This window comes from Microbulbifer maximicatervae (SeqCode) (assembly GCF_052467505.1).
This window is the reverse complement of the sequence record NZ_CP174313.1, coordinates 3478945-3502368: the sequence shown is the minus strand read 5'-3', so window position 1 is coordinate 3502368 and position 23424 is coordinate 3478945. Positions and strand designations below refer to the sequence as shown.

The following is a 23424-nucleotide window of genomic DNA, read 5'->3' as shown; positions in this document are numbered from 1 at the left end:
AAAATGAATATTCAACAGGCCATTGCCAAACTGGTGGATGGCGAACACCTTACTCGTGAAGAAATGCGCGAAACCGTGAGCCAGATTATGTGTGGCGAAGCGCTGGAGTCACAGATAGGCGCACTCCTTATCGCACTGCGCATTCGCGGGGAGACAGTCGATGAAATTGTCGGCGCTGTGGAAACCATGCGTGAGCTGGCGATAAAGGTTGAGCTCGATCTGGAAAACACGGTTGATATTGTCGGCACCGGCGGTGATGGCGCCAATCTGTTTAACGTGTCCAGTGCGAGCAGCTTTGTGGCAGCTGCTGCCGGAGCTAAGGTAGCCAAGCATGGCAATCGCTCGGTGTCGTCCAGTAGTGGTTCTGCGGACCTGCTTGAGCACGCCGGCGTATTTTTAGAATTGAGCCCTTCGCAGATGGCGCGTTGCGTAGAGACTATCGGTATTGGCTTTATGTTTGCGCCCAGCTTTCACAATGCAATGCGCCACGTTGGCCCATCACGAAAGGCATTGGGACTGCGTACCATCTTCAATTTACTCGGGCCGATGACAAATCCGGCGGGGGTAAAGCGCAAAGTAATCGGTGTGTATGACAAGCGCTACTGCCGCCTGTTGGCTGAGGTTTTGCAAAAGCTCGGTTCAGAGCATGTGTTGGTTTTACATAGTGATGATGGGCTCGATGAAGCCAGTATTGCTGCGGATACCTTTGCTGTGGAATTAAAGGATGGTGCCTTGCAGGAATATACCCTCAAGCCTGAAGACTTTGGCTTGCAGCGCCGTGACCTCTCTGATCTTAGTGTTTCTGGTTCCGAGGACTCCCTGGCCCTGATTCGCAATGCGCTGGGTAAGCGCAATACTGAGGCGGGGCAAAAAGCTGCGGATATTATTGCGCTTAACGCAGGCCTGGCAATTTATGTCAGCGGTGTTGCGCACTCTGCAGAGCAAGGTGTCGCTATGGCACAAGATGCTATCGACAGCGGTCTCGCCGGAGAGAAAATTAACGATCTTGCCGCGTTTACCAGTGCGTTTCGCCCAGAGGAAATTCAATCGTGAGTACACCGACCATTTTAAAAACAATTGTCGAGCGCAAGTGGCAAGAGGTTGCTGAGCGCAAGGCTGAGTGCTCCACCGACGAAGTTCGACTTCGCGCCCGGGATCAGGAGCCGGCGAGAGGTTTTGTTGATGCAGTGGATCGCAAGATTTCCACTGGTGAGGCTGCAGTAATCGCCGAAATTAAAAAAGCCTCTCCCAGTAAAGGTGTGATTCGTGAGGATTTCCTTCCTGCAGAAATTGCTACCAGCTATGAAAAAGGTGGCGCGGCTTGTCTGTCAGTACTAACCGATGTGGACTTTTTTCAGGGGGCAGATAATTACTTGCAGCAGGCCCGCGATGCCGTACGCCTACCGGTGCTGCGCAAGGACTTTACCGTTGATCCCTACCAAATCTATGAAGCTCGCGCGATTGGGGCCGACTGTATTTTGCTGATTGCAGCCTGCCTGGAAGATCCACAGATGGCGGATCTCAACGGGCTCGCTTTGGAGTTGGGTTTGGATGTCTTGGTGGAAGTGCATAACCACAAGGAGTTGGAGAGGGCCCTGGCATTACCTAACCGCTTAATCGGCATCAATAATCGCAATCTGCACACTTTCGATGTGCAGCTGGAAAATACCTTTAAGTTACTGGACTTGATCCCCGAAGACCGTCTTGTGGTCACGGAAAGTGGTATTCATACCACAGATGATGTTGCGGCGATGCGCGGTCATAACGTCAATGCTTTCCTGGTGGGAGAGGCCTTTATGCGGGAGGAGGAGCCGGGCAGGAAACTGATGGAAATGTTTAACTGACCGCTTACTCCAGTAGTAGAAATAAAAAAGGGCGATGTAAAAATCGCCCTTTTTTTATGCGGTGTATTTATTCAGTTACTAGCGAGTACCGTACACCACCATGGTTTTACCTTTAACGGAAACCAGGCCCTGTTCTTCCAGGGTTTTTAATACGCGGCCCACCATTTCCCGGGAGCAGCCGACGATACGGCCAATTTCCTGGCGGGTGATTTTTATTTGCATGCCCTCGGGGTGAGTCATTGCATCCGGCTCATTGCATAGGTCGAGCAGGGTGCGAGCGACACGCCCGGTGACATCCAGGAAGGCGAGATCGCCAACTTTGCGCGTGGTGTTGCGCAGGCGGCCTGCCATTTGGGTGGCCAGGGCAAAAAGAAACTCTGGGTGCTGGCGAGTGAGCTCTTGGAACTTGGTGTAGGAGATTTCTGCCACCTCACACTCGGTTTTGGTGCGGACCCAGGCACTGCGGGTGTCCTGATCGAACAGGCCCATCTCACCGAAAAAGTCTCCGTCGTTGAGGTAGGCAACGATCATCTCGCGGCCTTCATCGTCCTCAATCAGAACTGTAACGGAACCGCGCATAATGAAATATAGGGATTCACAGCGGTCGCCAGCATAGATAATTGTGCTCTTGGCCGGGTAGCGACGCCGGTGGCAGTGGGCCAGAAAGTCTTCAATATTGCCGATAGTCATGGGGTCTTCGATAGCAACCGTCACGGATTTATTCCTCATTTTTTGTCTTGTGCTCTATCCCGGCTTTAGCAGCTGAGCACTATTGAATTATCGCGCGAAAACAAAATCCCCAACAGGGGCTGACCGCGGCAAAGTTCCGCAGTGTGACCTGTGACACTATGGCTCTGGGTCGCTTGGACTTCATAAACCACGATGCGTTCATAGAAAAAGCATTTGATCATGCGTCATTCGGCTTTCGCGCGGAGGCGTACCAGACACTATACCGGAAACATACAGGTGCCGGGATAGACTTCGCCAATATGCTAAGCTTCACCGCTGAAGTTTTAATGGGAGTGGAGTGATGCAGGGGAAAGTAACCTGGGTAAATGATTTAACCTTCGTCGGTGAAGCCGGCAGCGGTAATTCGGTAGTGATGGAAGGCGGCCGCACAAATAATGGTGTGCGCCCGATGGAAATGATTTTGCTGGGCGTCGGTGGCTGCGCGGCTTACGATGTGGTGAGTATTTTACAGAAGGCGAGACAAGACATTATTTCCTGTCATTGTGAACTGGAAGGTGTACGCCCGGATACAACCCCATCGCCGTTTGAGCGAATTGAAATGAAGTTTGTAGTGCGCGGTCGCGGATTGAAGGAATCCCATGTTGCCCGTGCAGTGGAACTCTCCGCAGAGAAATACTGCTCAGGCTCCATCATGTTGCGCAATGCGGGTGTCGAGATTGTGCACAGCTACAGCGTTGAAGAAGTTTGAAGGAAAATTAGCCGGGAAGGGAGGGAGGATACTGGGCGTAACCTCCCTAAAATCCAAGTCGTTTTAATGAGTGAAGAGTAACGGTCAGATTTTATAACTGGCCGAGGTCATCACTTTGGATACCAGAGACATCACTCCTTTTACCGGAGCGGGGAAGCGGGCACCACCGGCGGCCAGTGCAGCGTGGGCGTGCTCGTCTTCGTCAATTAACATCTGTTCCACTACCGCACGGCTTCTCTTGTCGTCGGCGGGAAGCTTTTCGAGGTGGCTCTCAAGATGTTTACACACCTGGTCTTCCGTAGCGGCCACAAAACCGAGGCTGATTCGGTCGCTGATTTTCCCGGCGGCGGCGCCGAGCCCAAAGGACATGCCGTACCACAGTGGGTTGAGTAGGCTGGGGCGGCTGTCCAATTCCTTCAAGCGCTGTTCACACCAGGCCAGATGGTCGATCTCCTCATCGGCAGCGCGCTCCATTTCCCCCCGCACCTCGGGCAGCTTGGCGGTCAGGGCCTGGCCCTGGTAGAGCGCCTGGGCGCAGACTTCACCGCTATGGTTGACCCGCATAAGGCCAGCGGCGTGTTTGCGTTCGCTGTCGGTGAGGTCTGTCTCGGCTTCACCCTTGGCCGGGGATGCCCGGCCGTGGCAGGGTTCGCCGGGACTCAGGGTGCGCAGAGCCCGATCCGCTTGAATTAACAGGCGGTCGAGTCCGCTGAGGCTGCGTTTACTCATAGTCTTCTGCTCCCTGTGGGAGGCGACCGCTGATGAGCGGCCGCCGATGCCAGCTGTTAGTCCTGCTGCTCTGCAGAAACCTTTTCTCTTTCGACAGCGCGGTAGCCGATATCTTTCCGGAAGAACACGCCGTCCCAGTAGATAGCCCGAGCTGATTCATAGGCATTTTCCTGAGCTTCAGCGACGGTATCCCCCATTGCTGTCGCGCACAACACCCGGCCACCGTTGGTGACTACACGCTCACCATCCAGTGCGGTACCAGCGTGGAAGACCTTGGCGTTGTCACTGTCTGCTTTGTCCAGGCCGCTGATGGCATCGCCTTTGCGGTAGCTGCCGGGATACCCGTGTGCGGCAAGTACCACGCCCAGGGCCGGGCGGGGGTCCCACTCAGCAGTGACAGTGTCCAGCTTCTTGTCCAGAGCGGCCATGCACAGGTCGACCAGGTCCGACTTCAGACGAATCATAATCGGCTGGGTTTCCGGATCGCCAAAGCGGCAGTTGTACTCGATAACCTTCGGAGTACCGTCGCTATCGATCATCAGGCCGGCGTAAAGGAAACCGGTGTAGGGCGTACCCTCAGAAGCGAGACCTTTAACGGTGGGCTCGATAACCTCTTGCATAATGCGCTGGTAAATGGTGTCAGTCACCACCGGTGCCGGGGAGTAGGCACCCATACCGCCCGTATTGGGGCCGGTATCGCCATCGCCAACGCGCTTGTGATCCTGGCTGGTGGCCATCGGCAGGATGTTTTCACCATCCACCATCACGATAAAACTCGCTTCCTCACCCTGGAGGAACTCCTCGATAACCACGCGGCAGCCGGCTTCACCAAAGGCGTTTCCAGACAGCATATCGCGTACGGCGAGCTCAGCCTGCTCTTCGGTTTCGGCAACGATTACACCCTTGCCCGCAGCCAAGCCGTCGGCTTTAACCACGATGGGCGCGCCGCGCTCGCGAATGTAGGCAACCGCAGGCTCCACTTCGGTGAAATTGCGGTAGGCAGCGGTGGGGATTTTGTGGCGCTCGAGAAAGTCTTTGGTAAAGGCTTTGGAACCCTCCAGTTGCGAGGCGCCTTTGCTGGGGCCAAAAATGGCGAGGCCGCGGGCATTAAAGAAATCGACAACACCCTCTACCAGCGGTGCTTCCGGGCCGACAATCGTTAGTTCTACGTCGTTTTCCTCGGCGAAATCTGCCAGGGCGGCGAAGTTATCCACACCGATTGCGATATTTTCCAGCTTGGGTTCGCGGGCAGTGCCGGCGTTGCCAGGGGCAACATAGACGGTGCCGACATTTGGGTTTTGCGCTGCTTTCCACGCCAGGGCGTGCTCGCGGCCACCTGATCCGATAACCAATACGTTCATTCTTAAATCCCCCTAAGTCGACCGATCCGGTCCGTTGCACAGGTTATAGGTGTGCTAGTTTAACGTGGAATTGATTCTGAGGCCTGAGTCTCGCCCCTGGATTCCAATGATTTGTGCGGGTTGGAGAGGGTAGATACCTTCCAACCCGCTGATCATAGCCCGCAATGTTAAGTCTGTGCGGGCGCACAATCTTAGTGGCGGAAGTGGCGCATACCGGTAAATACCATGGCCATATTGTGCTCGTCCGCTGCGGCGATCACTTCTTCATCGCGCATGGAACCGCCGGGCTGGATGACCGCCTGGATTCCCACAGCGGCAGCATTATCGATGCCGTCGCGGAAGGGGAAGAAGGCATCGGAAGCCATAACGGACCCTGCAACAGCGAGGCCGGCATGCTCGGCCTTGATTGCGGCGATGCGTGCAGAGTTTACGCGGCTCATCTGGCCTGCGCCTACGCCTACAGTGCGACCGTCTTTGCCGTATACGATGGCATTGGATTTTACGAACTTGGCCACTTTCCAGGTAAACAGCAGATCGCGGATTTCTTCTTCAGTGGGCTGGCGCTTGGAGACTACTTTCAGGTCGGCAGCGGTGATCAGGCCGTCGTCGCGGTCCTGAACCAGCAGGCCGCCATTAACGCGCTTGTAGTCCAGTGCCGGGGTGCGCTCACTGCTCCACTGGCCGCATACCAGCAGGCGCAGGTTCTTCTTCTCGGCAACGGCCCGTTTAGCCTCTTCGGAGACTGACGGTGCGATGATGACTTCAACAAACTGTCGCTCGACGATAGCGCGGGCAGTGGTGCCGTCCAGCTCTCGGTTGAAGGCGATGATACCGCCAAAGGCAGATTCGCTGTCGGTAGCGAAGGCCAGGTCGTAGGCCTTGTGAATATCTTCAGCAATCGCCACACCGCAGGGGTTGGCGTGTTTTACGATCACGCAAGCGGGTTGTTCGAAGGATTTCACGCACTCCAGCGCGGCATCGGTATCGGCGATATTGTTGTAGGACAGCTCTTTGCCCTGCAGCTGGGAGGCAGTGGAAATACTGGCCTCAGCTGGGTTGGCTTCGGTATAGAAAGCGGATTTCTGGTGCGGGTTCTCACCGTAGCGCAGGTCCAGTTTCTTGATGAATTGGCTGTTGTAGGTACGCGGGAACAGCTGCTTTTCTTCGCCTTTAATGGCGCCCAGGTAATTAGCAATAGCGCCGTCATAGCCCGCCGTGTGCTCAAAGGCTTTTACCGCAAGGTCAAAGCGGCTGGCGTGGCTCAGGGCACCATCGTTAGCTTTCATCTCCTCGATGATATTGACGTAATCGCTGGCATTGACCACGATAGTGACATCTTTGTGGTTCTTGGCGGCCGCGCGAACCATGGTGGGGCCGCCGATATCGATGTTCTCGATAGCGTCTTCGAGGGAGCAGTCGGGCTTGGCAACGGTTTGAGCGAAGGGGTAGAGGTTAACCACCACCATATCGATTGGGGTGATACCGTGCTCGCCCATGATGGCATCATCGGTACCGCGGCGCCCCAGAATGCCACCGTGTACTTTCGGGTGCAGAGTTTTGACACGGCCGTCCATCATTTCGGGGAAGCCGGTGTAGTCGGAAACTTCTACCACGGGAATACCCGCTTCCTTGAGCTGGCGGTGGGTTCCGCCGGTGGAAAGAATCTCAACCCCCATTGCGGAGAGCTGTTGAGCGAACTCTACAATGCCACTCTTGTCAGAGACACTAATTAGAGCGCGGCGGATGGAAACCTTGTCTGTCATTGCACTTGATCCAACTGGTTTTCGAAAAGGATGTTTAAAGGGTTTTAGCGGTTGCCCACTGTGGCAACAAAAACGCTGCCGGGAAAATAGCGAAGGGGGATGAGTTACCTCATCCCCCTTCAAAATTTCGCTCGGTGGGAAGCTTACAGCAGGCCGTAGCGCTTCAGCTTCTTGCGCAGGGTGCCACGGTTGAGACCCAGTAATTGCGCGGCGCGGGTCTGGTTGTGGCGGGTGTATTTCATCACCACTTCGAGCATGGGCGCTTCGATCTCCGACAGCACCATGTCGTAGACATCGGTTACCATCTGGCCATCCAGGTGGCGGAAGTAGTTCTCCATTGCGTGCTCGACGGCATCGCGCAGGGACTGCTGCTGTGGCTGTGCCAGTTGAGTCTGTCCCCTGGAGGATACTTCTTCATTGCCAGTATCCGGAATTAATACTTCGTTGTTCATGCCGCTTGTGCCCCTCTCGTTATTCGGCGTTCAAACCACTCGTGAACGCTGGCATGTTGTACTTCTGCACTCTCTATTTGGAAAAAGGTCTTGCGGAAGGACTCGCTATCCGCGAGCGTCTTCAAGTACCAGCCCACATGTTTGCGAGCGATACGGACCCCCATCACTTCACCGTAGAATCGGTGTAGTTCGCCCAAATGGGCGAGCAAAATATTCCTGACTTCATCCAATGTCGGTTCGGGTAGCCGCTCGCCAGTGGCGAGATAGTGGGCTATTTCCCGAAAAATCCATGGTCGTCCCTGTGCTGCACGGCCAATCATGACCGCCGATGCGCCAGTGTAATCGAGCACCTCTCGGGCTCTCTCAGCACTGCAGATGTCGCCATTGGCAAAAACCGGGATTTTTACCCTGGATACAATTTCGGCAATGGTATCGAATTCAGCCTGTCCGTGGTAGCCACAGGCGCGAGTGCGACCGTGAACCGCCAGTGCAGCGATCCCGGAATCCTCGGCCATTTTGGCTACAGTGACGCCATTGCGGGAATCCGGGCACCAGCCGGTGCGGATCTTTAGCGTCACCGGGACGGAAACAGACTGGACCACGGCTTGAAGAATATCCGCTACCAGCTTTTCATCCCGCAGCAGGGCGGAGCCCGCTGCTTTCTTACACACCTTTTTTGCCGGGCAACCCATATTAATATCGATGATTTGCGCGCCGCGACGAGCATTCTCCCGAGCGGCTTCCGCCATCATCTCAGGATCACCGCCGGCGATCTGCACCGATATGGGCGCCGCTTCGCCACCGTGATCCAGGCGCAAGCGGGACTTGCGGCTGTTCCACAGGCGAGTGTCCGAGGTCACCATCTCCGAAACAACCAATCCGGCGCCGAGTTCTCGGCACAGCTGGCGGAAGGGGCGGTCAGTGACACCGGCCATGGGCGCCAGAATTACCGGGTTGTCGATAATATAGGGGCCAATGGCAGTAGACACGGTAGCTCCATTTGGGCTGTAGGAAGGGCAATCTGTGCCCCGGCAAAACAGCCGCCTATGATAGCGGCTGGCCCGTTAATGGCAAAGCGAAAAAGCGGGCAATTTGATCGAACACTGTTCATTTAGCCTGCTGAATGCGCAGGTTTGGTTGTTTATGGCGCCAAATCCCCTTTGCTAAAAACTCAGCCGGGGTGCTTGTGTGCGCTCAGTGAGTGATGTTCAACTCGTAGTTTACCGCTTCTGCACCGGGGTCAACCACCTCAATCGCGATATGAATGGGGCTGTCCTGGGGCATTAGTTTGCGTCCGGCCAACTCCCCCTGTAGGTACTCGTTCGGGGTAAACCGGCGACTGGCCACAGCCTTGTCCTTCAGGTCGCTGAAGTTCAGCAACAGGTTGGGGAAGGGTTGCGCGTAGGGGGCGGTATTTAGCAGCACTGCATCCACTACCAGGGCGCCCTGCAGCTGCGGGTGGGTACGCACCATTAAGTTTGTGGCCTGGATCGCCCGGGTATCTTTTAGTTGAGGTAAGGTGCAGCCGAATAGTGGGCAGGCGGCAGCATAGAAGTCGCGCCAGGGCTGTTTGCGGCTGAGGCTATCGAACTGGAAGTATGCAACCTGAATCACTATGCCGAGGATCGATAGGGGAATCAATGCACGCCATAGCCAGGGAGAGGCTGTGCGTTTCTTTTTGGGGACTCCCCACGACATCTCCACAGGCGCGGGCTGGATGGCTGAGATCAATTGCTCCCGCTGGGGCTCTTCAGCAGTGGTAGATTCGCCACCGAAGTAAGGCTCCTGGCGGCTTTCCTTAGTGGGGGGAGGTGTATCTACAGGCTCGGTTGATACTGCAGGCTCATTGTTGTCCCAAGACGATTCCTCAGCGAGGGAGCTAGAAGTTTCAAACTCCGGTACTTCAGGTTGGCCGTTGTACTCGGGCGAAGGGTCAGAATCAAAATCAGGAAGTTCTTCCCAGTCCGGCTTGAGGATTTTATCCAGGTCCTCTTCGGGTTCCGCTTCCTCTTCGGTGTGAGATGTTTCCAGCTCCTGCCACTCATGGTCGCCAAAGGCGTCACCAATTAATTCCTGCGCTGCTGCACTATATTCTTTTGGTTCAGATTTGGGCGCGCTGTCAGGTGCCCCCTCATTGGTTGCACTCTCCCGACCGGCAGTTTGATCTACAGCTGGTGGAGATGGCGGGGTGGCGGGTTCGTCCTCGTCGAGCTCGATATCGTCGTGGATCAGGAAGTCATCGTCTTCCAGCAAAGCCTCCAAATCATTGCGGCTCTCGCTATCACTTTCTGAGAAAACGATATTTTCGTCTGCGCGAAACACCTGCAGGCAAGACCCACAGCGAACGGCGCCGCGGGCAGCGCGCAGTTGCTGGTCATTAATATGAAATGATGTGCTGCAATGAGGGCAGCGGGTTACCAGTTGAGACATTCGACTAGAGCGCAGTTTATTTAGCAGCCAAGTTTATCAGCCCAAAGGGGTCCCGCGTAGTGCTGGGGAGCGCATTTAGCGCACCCGCTTGCCTGTCAGTCTGACCCATCCCTCGTGTTCGCCGTCAGGATCGAACTCAATCCATTCGCTGTAAGCATTTTTCACCTGCTCTGCCTGGGAACTGAGGATGCCGGACAGACAGATTTTTCCGCCCAATTGAGTGAGCTGTATCAGTTGAGGGGCGAGTTCTACCAGGGGACCGGCGAGGATATTGGCCAACATAACATCGGCGGCTTCGCTCGGCATTTGTTCTGGCAGGTAGACCGGGAAGCGCTCGGGGTTTATGCCGTTGCGCTGGGCATTGTCGCGGCTGGCGAGCAATGCCTGGGGATCGATATCGGTGCCGAGAACTCGCTCTGCTCCCAGTAGAAGTGCGCTAATCCCCAGAATACCCGAGCCGCAACCGAAGTCGATGGCACTCTTACCTGCGAGCTCCTGCTGCGCCAACCATTGCAGACATAGGAAAGTAGTTGGGTGCGTGCCAGTGCCGAAGGCAAGGCCCGGATCGAGCAGCAGGTTCACGGCGTCTGGCTGTGGTGGCTCACACCAGCTGGGGCAGATCCACAAATTGGGGCCGCACTGGATGGGTTTGTAGTGGGTCATCCACTCCCGCTCCCAATCCTTGTCCTCAAGTTGCTCCCAGCGGGCATTGGGCAGTATTTCGCATAGGAAGGAAGCTGCTTTTGCCTCGGTAACTGAGGTGTCGACTTCCGCATCGAACAACCCGGTAACCCGTGTTTGCTCCCATAGGGGCACTTCTCCCAGCCCGGGCTCAAGGATCGGTTGGTCAGCGTTGTCTTGCAGGGTGACAGATACGGCACCGGCAAAAAGCAGTGCGTCTTCGATTTTTTCCGCGTGATCACGGTCGGTGTCCACGCGGAGTTGTAGCCAGGGCATAATTATTCCGGAATTGTTGTAGCGATGTTTACGGCATTGTTGCGGCCGGGCCGCACTCAGATAACGACGGTTGCCACGCCATCCTTGGCAAGGTTCAGTGTCGTTATGTTTGCCGCAATTCTCGCTAACTTTGCCCCGGCTGGCGAGCGCTTAAAGACCTAACTTCTTCTCCAGGTAGTGGATATTGACCCCACCCTTGGCAAAGTTTTCATCTCGTACCAACTCTTCCTGTAGGGGAATATTGGTTTTGATACCGTCCACTACCAGTTCCGACAGGGCCACACGCATACGCGCCAACGCGGTTTCACGATCTTCCGCATGGGTGATCAGCTTGGCGATCATGGAATCGTAGTTGGGGGGTACCGAGTATCCGGAATAGAGATGGGAGTCGACCCGCACACCCAGGCCGCCAGGCATATGGAAGTTGTTTACCTTGCCGGGGCTGGGGAAGAAGGTCTGCGGGTCTTCGGCATTGATACGGCACTCAAAGGCGTGACCGTTGATTACGATATCTTCCTGCTTCAGGGATAGCTTCTCACCGGCACAAACCCGAATCTGCTCTTTGATCAGGTCGACGCCGGTTACCATTTCGGTAACGGGGTGCTCCACCTGGATACGGGTGTTCATTTCGATAAAGTAGAAGCGCTCATTTTCATACAGGAATTCAAAAGTACCCGCGCCGCGATAGCCGATATCGATACAGGCTTGTACACAGGACTCATGTACCTGCTCGCGCACCTCATCGGGAATACCCGGAGCTGGGGCTTCTTCCAAAACTTTTTGATGGCGGCGCTGCAGGGAGCAGTCGCGATCGCCGAGATGGATGGCGTTGCCCTGGCCATCGGCCATTACCTGGATCTCAACATGGCGGGGATTCTGCAGGAATTTTTCCATGTAGACGGTGCCGTCACCGAAGGCCGCTTGGGCTTCGGACTTGGTCACGGCAATCGCGTTCACCAGCTCCTCTTCCTTTTCCACCACGCGCATGCCGCGACCACCGCCACCGGCGGCAGCTTTAATGATGACCGGATAACCGATGCTGCGGCCGATCTCCATGCAGCGCTCGCTATTATCGGGCAGCGGGCCGTCAGAGCCTGGAACGGTGGGAACGCCAGCCTTTTTCATCGCGGCAATTGCAGACACCTTGTCACCCATCAGGCGGATCACATCGGGATCAGGGCCGATAAAGGTAAAGCCGCTCTTTTGCACCTGTTCGGCGAAGTCGGCGTTCTCTGCGAGAAAGCCATAGCCGGGGTGCACGGCTACTGCATCGGTGATTTCCATGGCGGAGATCAGGGCCGGCACATTTAGGTAGCTCTGCGGGGATGGATTGGGACCGATACATACAGATTCGTCGGCCAGGCGTACATGCTTGAGGTTGCGGTCTACCAAAGAGTGCACCGCCACAGTGGCGATGCCCATTTCTTTACAGGCGCGCAAAATCCGCAATGCGATTTCGCCGCGGTTGGCGATTAGGATTTTGTCGAACATTGTGACTTACCCCACTCAGACGATGGTCACGAGGGGCTGGTCAAACTCAACCGGTTGGCCGTCTTCCAGCAGGATCGACTCAATGGTACCGGCCTTGTCGGCTTCGATCTGGTTCATCATTTTCATCGCTTCGACGATGCACACAACATCGCCAACTTTGACCTGCTGGCCCACCTTCACGAATGCCTCGGCGCCAGGGCTGGGGGCAGCGTAATAGGTGCCTACCATCGGGGACTTCACCGCGTGTCCGCTGATAGCCGGCTTGGACTCTTTTTCAGCTGGGGCAGCAGGAGCGCTGGGCGCCGGGGCGGCGGGGGCGGCAACCGGTGCGGGAGGCGCGCTGTAAATCGGTGCAACGGGTTGGGCTGCGCTGCTGACGCCGCGACTAATGCGCACGGACTCTTCGCCTTCTTTGATTTCCAGCTCGCCGATATCCGATTCTTCGAGCAGCTCAATCAATTTTTTAATTTTGCGGATATCCATAGTTATTTACTCGCAGTTTGATTCATTGTTGTGCAGGTGTGGCATCCAGTTGGTGGATGGCTGCCTGTAAGGCCAGGGTGTAGCTGTTGGCGCCAAAGCCACAGATTACGCCGCAGGCCAGATCTGAAAGATAGGAATGGTGTCGGAAAGCTTCCCTGGCATGGGGATTGGACAGGTGAAGCTCAATAAACGGGATGGCAACGGCTGCCAGGGCGTCGCGCAAGGCGACACTGGTATGGGTGAACGCAGCGGGATTGATCACGATAAAGTCGACCCCACTGGTCGCCGCCAGGTGGATTCGTTCGAGCAGGGCTGATTCACTATTGCTCTGCAGGACTTCCAGTTCGTGGCCGGCGGCGTCGCACTGGCGCTCGGCGGCTTCATTGATATCCGCCAGGGTGGTAGACCCGTAGATGTGCGGTTCGCGACTGCCTAAAAGATTTAGGTTGGGGCCGTGAAGGAGAAGAAGTTTAGCCATAATTCGCCCTGAAGAAAGTTGCCGAAAACCCATATAAAGTGGGTTAAAATTGGCTATCTTGTGGGCAAACTCGAAATTTCGGCCTAGCTGCCCGAACTCATTAACCGAGTCTGCCGCAAAAGTGACTCCCTGTCCATGCCAGACTCGGAGTTTATCGAAGTTAGCAGCAGTTCGGCGATATTGGGCAAAAAATTAGTTCAAAATATCCGGGCTGTGGCCTGTTTACCTTGGGTTATTGGCTACAAAGGCGCCAAAAACTTTACTGAGTCACCCCAGTGCTCAAAGGGGAGTCCACAGCGTTCTCCAATTCCTGTAGTAAATCATCTTGAGAAAGTATTTGCGGCAGTACTTTTGCGTTGCCCCCATCGGCGGGATAGAGGAGATACAGCGGCACACTGGTACGCCCGTATTTGGCCAATAATTCGCTGATTCGCGGATCCTGGTTGGTCCAATCGCCTTTCAGCGCGACCACGTTGAGGCGCTCCAAAGCATCACTGACCTCGGTGCTCGACAGCACAGCTTTCTCATTCATCAGGCAGGTGATGCACCAGGCCGCGGTCATATTGGCCAGAACTGCACGCCCCTCACTGCGTGCAGTCTCCAGTCTCTCTGCCGAATAGGGCTCCCAGTAATCGCTGCTGGACAATTGTTCAGACTGATTGATGGTTTTCAGTTGCGGAAGTAGAAAAACTGCCAAGGCCAGGGAGGCCAGGGCCAGGGAACCGCGCAGCCAGTGCCATTGCGGACGCGGCCAAAGCCACAGGGCAAATGCAATGGCTACAGCACCAGCCAGTACCAGGGCAACTCCATCCCCCCCGGCTTGTCGGCCCAGAACCCACAGTAGCCATACCGCAGTGAGATACATCGGGAATGCCAACAACTGCTTTAGGCGATCCATCCAGGGGCCGGGTTTGGGCAGCTTTTCCGCCAGAGCGGGGATATAGGTCAACAACAGGAAGGGGGCCGCCATGCCGGCGCCAAGGGCGGCAAAAACACTTAGCGCAATTAGCGCGGGCTGCGTAACAGCAAACCCCAGTGCGGAGCCCATCAGCGGTGCAGTACAGGGACTGGCCACCAGGGTTGCCAGCGCGCCGGATGCCACAGAGCCCGACAATCCCTGACGTTTATTCAGGTTGCCGCCAATACCCATCAGGTTACTGCCGAGTTCGGTCATTCCAGACAGGCTCAACCCCATGATAAAAAACAGGTAGGCGAGTGCTGCCACCAACCAGGGGGATTGAAGCTGGAAGCCCCAGCCAACAGCCTCTCCGCCGGCGCGAAGGGCGAGCATCACAGCGGCGATAGCCACAAAGCTCAAAACTACGCCCAGTGTATAAGCCCAGCCGTGGTGGTGCCTTTGGCTTGCATTTTGTGCCGCCTGGCTCACTGCCAGTAATTTAATCGACAGTACTGGGAAGACACAGGGCATCAGGTTCAGGATCAGGCCACCGGCAAATGCGAGAAGCAGCGCCAGTGATAAGGTGACATTGCTATTGCCTGCGGCACCGCCAGCACTCGCTGGCGGAGTGGGCGCGCCTGTAATTAAGGCGCTGTCCTGCGGTTCTATATCCTGACTGGCAAAATCCACACTGTAGTATCGGGTCTGAGGCGGATAGCAAAGGCCGGCATCTGCGCAGCCTTGATAGTGGAGCTCCAGTTGGGTAGAACCGCTGGTTTCAGGGATATCCAGGGCAAATTCGAGCTGGCCTCGGTAGACCTCAGTCTCTTTCTCGAAATAGTCGTCCCAAATGACTTCACCGGTTGGCAGGTTCAGGGGGATGGGAGTTTTTTCACCATTATCGACCCTGTACAGCGCCAGTTTTTCGCGATAGAGGTAGTACTCTGGGGCAATCTGGAAGAGTGCACTGAGGCCGTTGGCATCAAAGAGCAGATCCTGTTGATAAGCTTCATCGACCGGCAGGAAAGTGTTTTCCTGGGCGCTGCTCAGCGAGGCAAAAGGGTTATCGGAATTCTGCGCTGTAGCTCCAATGCTGGTTATGGCCAGCAGGATTGTCAGCAGAACGAGGAAATTTTTTCGGAAACTTTTGGTCATCACAGCCATAGATGAAAAAATTCATTATAGTCAGGCGCATAGTTCAGACTGCTGCACCAGACGGGGGTTCAGTCGCCGCAGCAGTATAGCGACGCTAGTGGTACAAAAAAACAACAATAGGGGATTGTTTTGCCGTCATTTGAACGCCTTCACAGCCTTGGGGTTTTACTGCTACTGGCATTTTGCCTGGGGGCCTGCTCATCCAATAAGCCCGCACCCAAAACGGTTGTCCCTCCTCCCGCCCCTAAAAAGACGCCATCCCAAGACCAGGTTCGGCGCAACAATATTTCCTTTTTTTTGAGTCGTGCGGAACAGGCGCTACGCAAAGGGCATCTAACCCAGCCTGCCGGCGCCAGTGCCTACGACTATTACCTGCGTGTATTGCAACTGCAACCGGATAACAGCAAGGCAGAAACTGGTATTCAAACCATTGTGGTCACCTATGTTGAGCGGGCGCGGGACGCCCTGCGTCGCAGGGATTTTGGGGAGGTGAATACCCTGTTGAAACGGGCTGAGATGTTGGCCCCGGCCAATCCGCTGGTGGCTGAAGTGCGTACACAGTTGGTCCGTGAGCGGGGGAGAGCGCAGCTCGATTTACCGCAAGGGGAGGTGATAGGTCTGCCAGCCGGTGAACTCGCAGTAAGGTCTGCCGGGCTGGTGGAGCAGTTGCAGCGAGTAGCGGGCAGGATTCGCAGCGAGGAGCTGCGCGTCATTATCGTAGCGCGCAGTGATGCTGAGGGCCGTTGGGTTTATCAGCAACTGCGCGAGGCTGTGCCCGGGTATCGGGTGCGTGGAGATATCAAAGTCGGGAATCCGGCGAAACTGATTCTGATTAAGCCCAGTGGAGGGGCACCATGAAAAAAGTATTGGCATTTGCCTTTTTAATCACCGCATTCCTTATGTCTAAAGGCGCCTATTCCATAGGAATTACGGCGGAGGGGTATGCCCGGGAAACTCCTCCGGGACCTTCGATGAGCGCTGCCTTTGTGTCGCTGCACAACACTGGTGATTCGAGTCAGGTACTCACGGGTGTGGAGTTGCCGAGTGTTGAACAGGCTTCAGCAGACCTGCATACCACAATATCGGAGAACGGAATAAACCGGATGCGCCCGCTGGATCAGCTGACGATTGCCGCCGGGTCAAGTGTAGATATGGCTCCCGGTGGAGTTCACTTAATGATTAAAGGTCTGCGCTTGCAGGCGGGGGAGGAGTTGCCGTTGCGACTGCTTTTTGCCGATGGCAGCAGTGTAGATATTCTTGTGCCAATAGTTCGGATGAGTGATGAGGGTGAGCACCACCACCATCACCATGGCTGAATTGGCCGTTTTTTTGAAGTGAGGGGGAATTAAACATGAAGAAGTTATTGATTTTTGCCGGTGCGCTGTTACTCAGCGCTTGTGCTCACAGCCCGCTGCAAATTTGGCTGCAGCCTCAGGTCCAGGTTGCTCCTGAAGCGATAGGCGAAGGCTTTAGTATGAGTGTGATGGGAGTTAATGAACTGCCCTCTGGCGGCTTGGGATCATTGGGTGGTGTTTATGCGGATACTGCTCAGGTAAGTATTGGCAATGACGCTGGTGAGGCTATTGCGGCGGGATTGCGTGAGGGTTTTTCAAATTGGTCATTCCGAATTACCGATAGCGCGCCGGAAGTTCAGGCGATCGCAAAATTGGTAAAACTCACCTACAACAGTCCAAATACGGTTTATACCACCGAGATTGACACCTCTGCTGAAATTCACCTGGAAGTGAAAATTGGTCCTCGCACTTATTTCGGCACTTACAGCGCTTCCGGCAAAGATCGGAACCTGGTTAAGCCCAGCCGTGAAGAAGTCCAAAGCCGTGTGAATGGACTGCTCAGCACAACTCTACAACGAGTATTTGAAGACGAGAAATTAAAAAATTTCTTGCGCAGCAATCTGTGAATGTGCAATTTATACATTTGTAGAAAAAACTCGGCTGGGAGGCTGGATAATTGAATAAAATCGGCGATCGTGGGCGATGATGTCGGTAACCTTTTTCGGTTATGGCCTGTCGCAAGGCACCTCCCCGCTGCCGGGAAAGGTTTGCGCTTTGCTCTGTTGTGTTTTGAGTGAGTTTTCCCGTGACGCTGTTTAATCCAGAGGCGGCAAGTTATCTCGGCCCCCTCGCCCAGTTGGAAGAGGGGCTGCGTCCCTGTGAGCAGATCAGTTTACAGGCGGCGGAGGCGGCTCTCGGTGAAGTTGCCGATGGTGTCATTGTCACCGATGCTGCGGGCACGGTGGTTTACACCAACCCCCTGGTCAACGAAATGACCGGCGACCTGGTTGGACTGCTGCCCGGCCAGCCACTCAGTGAAGGTTTACGCCTGTGCAATAGCCGGGGCGATGCGATAGAGCCGATACTACCCGCATCCAGTGACCTGGGTGAAGTGCCCAGAACCAGAGAGTTTAATGCCTGTATTGAGCGCTCAGGGGAAGAGCATGTCCCACTTGAAGTGACCGTGCAGGTAATGGCTCTTTGGGATATGGGGGTGCTTAAAAATTATGTTTTGGTGTTGCGGGATACCTCTGCCGCACGCAGGGTTTCCACCCGCCTTATGTGGCAGAGTAGCCACGACGCCTTAACCCGACTGCCCAACCGACAATTCTTTGAGAGTGAGCTGCAAAGCCAACTCAGCCTCTGTGTCGATAAACGCCAGCACCATGTATTGCTCTACCTGGATGTTTATCAATTCAAAGTTATTAACGACACCCTGGGCTTTGTTGCCGGGGACCAGTTGTTGGTTCAGTTGGTGGAGTTAATCAAGCGCTGTCTCTCCAGCGACGATCTGTTTGCCCGGGTGGGCAGTGATGAGTTTGCGATACTACTGCGCGACTGCACCCTGGAAGAGGGTGGTCGTGTGGTGGCTCGGCTGCGTGACTCTGTGCAGAACTTCAGTTTTTTCTGGGAGGGGAATGACAACCGGGTCGCGGTGTCGATTGGTGTTGTTGGTGTCGATCACTTTACCCCCAGTGCCAGTCAGTTACTGGCGTCGGCCAATGATGCCTGTTGCAGTGCCCGGGAGCAGGGCAGAAATCGCGTTAAGCTGTTTGGCGACTCCCGCAAGGTATTGGAGAAGCGTCGCGAGACTACCTGGGTTGCGGAAATTCACGCGGCTTTGCGGGAAGATCGCCTGATGTTGTACCGACAGCCAGTGGTTTCACTAAAGGGGGACCGCAATGTCCACCACTATGAAATCCTGGTGCGGATGCGCGGCCGTGATGGTGGAGTGATTTCACCGGGGCTATTTTTGCCAGCCGCAGAGCGCTACGGCTTGATCGAGGAAGTGGACCGTTGGGTAATTCGCCGGGTCTTTGACTATATGGCCCAGGAGCAGCGCCTGGGGATGGGCGGAATTAATTATGCGGTCAATATTTCCGGTATCAGCCTGGGGGATGAGACCTTTGCTGATTTTGTGCTGCAGTCTTTGTCCGATGCCGGTGTAACGCCTTCGCGGGTTCAATTTGAAATTACAGAAACCAGCGCCATCAATAATCTCGAGCGAGCCCTGATATTTATCCACAAGCTGAGAGCCGCCGGTTGCAGCTTTGCCCTGGATGACTTTGGTCGCGGTGTTTCCTCCCTGGCTTATCTGCGCCAGCTGCCGGTAGATTTTCTTAAAATCGACGGAAGCTTTGTGCGGAATATGCTAGAAGATGAAATTGATAGCGCAATGGTAAGCACTATTGATCACTTGGCGAAGAGAATGGGTATCAGCACTATCGCCGAGTATGTAGAGAGCCCGGAGTTAATGGAAAAATTGAGCCAGATGGGGGTGGACTATGCCCAGGGGTTCGGTATTTCCGCAGCGACGGGGTTGCCGGAGCTGGATAGCTACCCGGGGATGCTCCACCATTCCAGAGGGCCCAAGCCTTAGGGGCCCCTGGAAATCATGTGTCTATAGATAGCTGCTATTAGGCAATTGCTATTAAACAACCGGTGCGAGTAATTCGGAGTGCTGTTCGGCTTCTAGTCGCGGGCCGTATTGGCTCACTACCTGGGCGGCAGCGCGGCAAGCGAGTTCGCCGGCTTCGGTAAAACTCATTTCGCGGTTGATACCGTAGAGGAAAGCACCGGCAAACATATCGCCTGCGCCGTTGGTATCGATGGCGCGGACTTCGGGGCTCTCTATGCGGTGAACGTCGTTGCCGTCCCATAGCAGTGCGCCATCGGCGCCCAGGGTAATCGCGAAACTGCGGCAGTAATCGCGCAGCGCTTCAACGGCGCCCTCCACAGAGTCGGTACCGGTAAAGCCCAGAGCCTCATCCCGGTTGCAGAACAGCATATCCACACCGCCGCCAATCATTTCCCGCAGCCCTTCGCCGAAGAACTGAACCATAGCCGGGTCAGACAGGCTGAGAGCGGTTTTAACTCCGTGGGCTTCGGCTTCTTCGCGAAGCTTGATCGCTGCGGCACGACCCGTTTCAGAGGAGACCAGGTAGCCTTCGATATAGGCCCACTTGGAGGCGGACAGTGCATCGCTATCCAGCTCAGCGACTGAGAGCTGTTCACTCATTCCCAGATAGGTGTTCATACTGCGTTCGGCATCCGGGGTGATAAGCACCAGGCATTTGCCGGTAGTGCCCTCATCAGCTTGCTTCAGTGTTTCGGGGTAGTCGACCCCGGCGCTGTTAAGGTTGTTTCTGTAGAAATCACCATTCTCGTCAGCGGCAACTTTGCACGAATAGAAGGTGCGGAGACCGAAATAGCTGGCAGCAATGACTGTATTGGCACCGGAGCCACCGCAGGCCAATTTGGCAGTGACCATATGGTTTTGAAGGTCGTCTACCAGTTGTTGCTGACGGGCATCATCTACCAGGGTCATGATTCCCTTTTCCACGCCAAGGCTGCTCAAATCCTGGTCCGACACTTCGATTTCTGTATCGAGTAGGGCGGCACCTATGCCGTAGAGATCGTATTGCTGCATATCATTCCTATTCGGGCTTATTGTCTACATTTCCGCCGCATTATGGACGTGATTTTGCCAAGTGCAAGGCATTGGGGAGGGCTGGCGACAGCAAACCCTCACATAGGCGCTTGTTACATCTTGGTGAACTTATAGGCGGTTGCTGCGGTCAATCCTCGCACAGGTGTAAATAGCACCTTCACGTAAACCGCCAGGTGATAGATACTGCCAAGCCTGGATTTTAGCCCGCTAATTGAGTGGGCCCGCCAGTGCTGAAAGGCACTGGCAGCAAGATACCAGCGGAGCTGCCACCTGCTGGTACCCTGCGTTCGACTCTTCGATTGGGGCTGGTTAGGTCTCATGAGTCGCTTGATGTACTGAGTTGGCAGCGGGACTGAATCCTCATATGGCATCAACGAAACGCCGGCGCGTCAGAGCGTCAAAGCCCAAACGACGATATCGCTGGCTCAAGCTGCTAGTGCTTTTAGCCCTGGTGGGCTCCCTGGCGCTGGCAGCGTATATGGCTTACCTGGATGTGCAGCTGCGCGAGCGACTGGATAGCCGTCAATACCAACTCCCCGCCCGAGTCTACGCTCGTCCGCTGGTGCTGCGCGAGGGTATGGCAATGCATCCGGATGAGTTGGAGTCCGAATTTGCTGCCTTGAATTACCGCAAGCAGGGCACTCTGAGTGAGCCTGGTTCCTGGGTTCAGGACGGAATGAATTACAAAGTCTGGCGCCGGGACTTTATCCATGCCAATGGCCGCCAGCCTGCTGCAGTGGTCTCCTTCCGTCTGCGCAATGATCAAATCAGCGGCCTGCGTGATGACAATGGCCGAAGCCTGGCAGAATTCCGCCTGGATGCGGCTAATATCGGCTCCCTGCTGGGGGGAGGCGATGACCGCAATCCAGTGCGTTTCGATGATATTCCTCCTTTGGTAGCCAATACCCTGATTGCTGTTGAGGATCAGGACTTCCTCAATCACTTTGGTGTTTCCCCTCGCGGTATTGCCCGGGCCATGGTGGCCAACGCAAAAGCCGGACGATTGGTACAGGGTGGCTCCACAATTACCCAGCAGTTGGTCAAAAATATCTTTTTTGACCATAAGCCCAGCCTAAGGCGTAAATTCAACGAGGCCCTGATGGCCATCCTGATGGAGGTGCACTACGACAAGCGCTATATCCTGCAGGAATACATCAACGAAGTGTGGTTGGGTCAGCAGGGTGCCAGAGGTATTTATGGCTTTGGGTTGGCCTCTGAATTCTATTTCCAGCAGCCCCTGGATACCTTGGAACCCCATCAGGTAGCGTTGTTGGTGGGGCTGGCGAAAGGTGCGTCTTACTACAACCCCTGGCGCAATCCCGAAAGAGCACTGCAAAGGCGCAATACCGTGCTGGAATTGATGCTGGAGCAGGGGCTGATTACCCAGGAGGAGTTCCAGAAGTATTCCGCCAAGCCTCTGGGGGTGGTCAAGGGTGGTGTCGGTGCGCAGAATCCTTACCCGGCCTTTACTGAGCGGCTGTTGATTGAATTGCGTCCCTACTACTCCTACGAGGAATTGCGCACTTCGGGTTTACGGGTTTACACCACCTTGGCCCCTTCGGTGCAGAAGTTGGCGGAGGAGTCCATTAGTCAGGGCGTTAGCCAGCTGGAGAAAGACCGAGGGATCAAAGCCAATTCACTCCAGGCCGCGACAGTATTGTTGGATAATCGCAACGGCAATGTGCTGGCTATGGTGGGAGATCGGAACCCGGACTACCCAGGTTTCAACCGGGCGCTGGAAGCCCGCCGCCAGGTGGGCTCCCTGATTAAGCCGGCTGTGTTTCTCACTGCTCTAGAGCGACCGGAAGAATACAACCTGGCCACCCTGATCGATGACGCCCCGGTGAGAATTGAAGAGGCGGATGGTGATGTATGGATGCCGCAGAACTTCGATAAGCGCGCTCATGGACAGATACCGCTTTATATCGCTCTGGCCAAGTCCTATAACCTGGCGACGGCCCATTTGGGATTGGATCTCGGCCTGCAGAATGTGCGCCAGACGATTCGCCGCCTGGGTGTTGAATCCAGGCTCCCCCGAGTGCCGGCAATGTTGCTTGGTGCTGTGGAGATGACCCCGTTCGAAGTTGCCGGTATGTATCAGACCATCGCGAACAATGGTGAGACGGTACAGCCGCGCACACTGCTGGCGGTTTCCGATGCCCAGGGCGGCCGTGTACAGCACTTCCGCCGCAAGGCTAATCGCGGTGTCGACCCCGTTCCAGCTTACCTGTTGCGCTGGGGGCTGGAGCAGGCCATGCGTGAGGGTACCGGACGCCGCTCCGCCAAGCGCTTGCCAAGTAGCATCGCCTTTGCGGGGAAAACCGGAACCACTAACAATAACCGCGATAGTTGGTTTGCGGGCTTCTCCCCGGAAGTAACCGCCGTAGTCTGGCTCGGGCGCGACGACAATGAGCGCACGCGCCTAACTGGCTCTACCGGCGCACTGCCGATCTGGACGGAGATTATGCGCAAGCTGCCCCATCAACACGGACCGGCAGAGATGCCCCGAGGAGTGGAGCTTAAGTCAGTGAACTCCCGGGGGCAGTTAATGGACCCGGATTACTGTCGCGGTGGTTATGAGATTCCTTTCTCCTACGAGAGCCAGCTGCAACCGGCGCCGGAATGTCGGGGGCAGAATCGCTGGCGCTGGTTCCGCAATCTATTTGGCAATGGTCGCGACGAAGCGGCTCCCAGAGAGGAGATGAGTCCCGGTTGGGGGGTGGATACCAGTGAGCAGCAGATGCGCGATCAGCGCCGCCAACAATTGCAGGAGCAACTTCGAGGTGACGATGCGGAAGAGTTTGGTGTAGATCCCGAGTATGGCTCCGGTTATGAAGAGGAGCCCCTGGAGCTGCCAAGAGATAATACTTTTGGCGGGAGGGCTCACAGCGTACCGGTAGAGGAAGCCCAGCCGGTGGGGCCTGACCTGGAAGATCAGTGGCCCTAAGGAAGGTAGCGCGCGATTGAATCGCGCGCTTTA

At 55.5% G+C, this 23424-nt stretch carries 21 protein-coding genes; 8 read left to right on the top strand and 13 right to left on the bottom strand.

The features are described 5' to 3' along the window. Nucleotides 1-3: 3 nt before the first annotated feature. Nucleotides 4-1053: an anthranilate phosphoribosyltransferase gene (gene trpD / locus ACJJIN_RS15570; protein WP_444895312.1), complete on the top strand. Its 1050-nt coding sequence runs from the start codon at nt 4-6 to the stop codon at nt 1051-1053. Next, nucleotides 1047-1844, top strand: coding sequence for an indole-3-glycerol phosphate synthase TrpC (gene trpC, locus ACJJIN_RS15565; protein WP_413665837.1), 798 nt, complete (start codon nt 1047-1049; stop codon nt 1842-1844). Before trpD ends, trpC begins: the two co-directional genes overlap by 7 nt. 78 nt (nt 1845-1922) lie before the next feature. On the opposite strand, the gene crp is transcribed toward trpC, so the two are convergent. Further along, nucleotides 1923-2573: a cAMP-activated global transcriptional regulator CRP gene (crp, locus tag ACJJIN_RS15560; RefSeq protein WP_051089460.1), complete on the bottom strand. Its 651-nt coding sequence runs from the start codon at nt 2571-2573 to the stop codon at nt 1923-1925. Between the two features lie 301 nt (nt 2574-2874). On the opposite strand from crp, the gene ACJJIN_RS15555 reads away from it, so the two are divergent. Further along, nucleotides 2875-3282 carry an OsmC family protein gene (locus tag ACJJIN_RS15555; RefSeq protein WP_444895311.1) on the top strand — a complete coding sequence of 136 codons (408 nt, stop codon included), beginning with the start codon at nt 2875-2877 and terminating at the stop codon, nt 3280-3282. Nucleotides 3283-3366: 84 nt separating this feature from the next. On the opposite strand, the gene coq7 is transcribed toward ACJJIN_RS15555, so the two are convergent. The 11 genes from coq7 to ACJJIN_RS15500 all read right to left on the bottom strand — a co-directional run bounded on the left by coq7 (nt 3367) and on the right by ACJJIN_RS15500 (nt 15479). Next, nucleotides 3367-4011 (bottom strand): 2-polyprenyl-3-methyl-6-methoxy-1,4-benzoquinone monooxygenase, encoded by a 645-nt coding sequence (gene coq7 / locus ACJJIN_RS15550; protein ID WP_108731610.1) that lies wholly within the window; start codon nt 4009-4011, stop codon nt 3367-3369. A gap of 56 nt (nt 4012-4067) precedes the next feature. After that, nucleotides 4068-5372, bottom strand: a complete 1305-nt coding sequence (gene purD / locus ACJJIN_RS15545) for a phosphoribosylamine--glycine ligase (protein WP_444895310.1) — start codon at nt 5370-5372, stop codon at nt 4068-4070. A gap of 191 nt (nt 5373-5563) precedes the next feature. Continuing rightward, complete coding sequence (purH, locus tag ACJJIN_RS15540) at nt 5564-7135, bottom strand: bifunctional phosphoribosylaminoimidazolecarboxamide formyltransferase/IMP cyclohydrolase (protein ID WP_444895309.1); 1572 nt, start codon at nt 7133-7135, stop codon at nt 5564-5566. A gap of 143 nt (nt 7136-7278) precedes the next feature. Beyond that, nucleotides 7279-7587 carry a DNA-binding transcriptional regulator Fis gene (fis, locus tag ACJJIN_RS15535; protein ID WP_020411495.1) on the bottom strand — a complete coding sequence of 103 codons (309 nt, stop codon included), beginning with the start codon at nt 7585-7587 and terminating at the stop codon, nt 7279-7281. Beyond that, on the bottom strand, nt 7584-8576 hold the full coding sequence (gene dusB / locus ACJJIN_RS15530) for a tRNA dihydrouridine synthase DusB (RefSeq protein WP_444892695.1): 993 nt from the start codon (nt 8574-8576) through the stop codon (nt 7584-7586). The genes fis and dusB overlap by 4 nt, the downstream gene beginning before the upstream one ends. A 205-nt stretch (nt 8577-8781) precedes the next feature. After that, nucleotides 8782-10017, bottom strand: a complete 1236-nt coding sequence (locus tag ACJJIN_RS15525) for a DUF3426 domain-containing protein (RefSeq protein WP_444895308.1) — start codon at nt 10015-10017, stop codon at nt 8782-8784. Nucleotides 10018-10092: 75 nt separating this feature from the next. Next, nucleotides 10093-10974, bottom strand: a complete 882-nt coding sequence (prmA, locus tag ACJJIN_RS15520; protein WP_444895307.1) for a 50S ribosomal protein L11 methyltransferase — start codon at nt 10972-10974, stop codon at nt 10093-10095. A gap of 150 nt (nt 10975-11124) precedes the next feature. Continuing rightward, on the bottom strand, nt 11125-12465 hold the full coding sequence (gene accC / locus ACJJIN_RS15515; protein WP_444895306.1) for an acetyl-CoA carboxylase biotin carboxylase subunit: 1341 nt from the start codon (nt 12463-12465) through the stop codon (nt 11125-11127). Between the two features lie 15 nt (nt 12466-12480). Then, nucleotides 12481-12948, bottom strand: a complete 468-nt coding sequence (gene accB / locus ACJJIN_RS15510; protein WP_282934436.1) for an acetyl-CoA carboxylase biotin carboxyl carrier protein — start codon at nt 12946-12948, stop codon at nt 12481-12483. Between the two features lie 22 nt (nt 12949-12970). Then, complete coding sequence (aroQ, locus tag ACJJIN_RS15505; protein ID WP_282934435.1) at nt 12971-13426, bottom strand: type II 3-dehydroquinate dehydratase; 456 nt, start codon at nt 13424-13426, stop codon at nt 12971-12973. A gap of 259 nt (nt 13427-13685) precedes the next feature. Continuing rightward, nucleotides 13686-15479, bottom strand: coding sequence for a protein-disulfide reductase DsbD family protein (locus ACJJIN_RS15500; RefSeq protein WP_444895305.1), 1794 nt, complete (start codon nt 15477-15479; stop codon nt 13686-13688). 129 nt (nt 15480-15608) lie between these two features. Here ACJJIN_RS15500 and ACJJIN_RS15495 point away from each other — a divergent pair, with 129 nt between their 5' ends. The 4 genes from ACJJIN_RS15495 (at nt 15609) to ACJJIN_RS15480 (ending at nt 19373) form a co-directional block, all read left to right on the top strand. Next, nucleotides 15609-16337, top strand: coding sequence for an N-acetylglucosaminyltransferase (locus ACJJIN_RS15495; protein WP_444895304.1), 729 nt, complete (start codon nt 15609-15611; stop codon nt 16335-16337). Next, nucleotides 16334-16795 carry a copper chaperone PCu(A)C gene (locus ACJJIN_RS15490; RefSeq protein WP_444895303.1) on the top strand — a complete coding sequence of 154 codons (462 nt, stop codon included), beginning with the start codon at nt 16334-16336 and terminating at the stop codon, nt 16793-16795. Before ACJJIN_RS15495 ends, ACJJIN_RS15490 begins: the two co-directional genes overlap by 4 nt. A gap of 35 nt (nt 16796-16830) precedes the next feature. After that, nucleotides 16831-17400 (top strand): YajG family lipoprotein, encoded by a 570-nt coding sequence (locus ACJJIN_RS15485; RefSeq protein WP_444895302.1) that lies wholly within the window; start codon nt 16831-16833, stop codon nt 17398-17400. A gap of 179 nt (nt 17401-17579) precedes the next feature. Continuing rightward, nucleotides 17580-19373 (top strand): EAL domain-containing protein, encoded by a 1794-nt coding sequence (locus ACJJIN_RS15480; protein WP_444895301.1) that lies wholly within the window; start codon nt 17580-17582, stop codon nt 19371-19373. A gap of 51 nt (nt 19374-19424) precedes the next feature. Here the strand turns inward: ACJJIN_RS15480 and ACJJIN_RS15475 are convergent, their stop codons facing one another. After that, complete coding sequence (locus ACJJIN_RS15475; RefSeq protein ID WP_413664263.1) at nt 19425-20423, bottom strand: adenosine kinase; 999 nt, start codon at nt 20421-20423, stop codon at nt 19425-19427. 385 nt (nt 20424-20808) lie between these two features. On the opposite strand from ACJJIN_RS15475, the gene mrcB reads away from it, so the two are divergent. Then, nucleotides 20809-23391 (top strand): penicillin-binding protein 1B, encoded by a 2583-nt coding sequence (gene mrcB, locus ACJJIN_RS15470; protein ID WP_444895300.1) that lies wholly within the window; start codon nt 20809-20811, stop codon nt 23389-23391. The last annotated feature ends 33 nt before the right edge of the window (nt 23392-23424 follow it).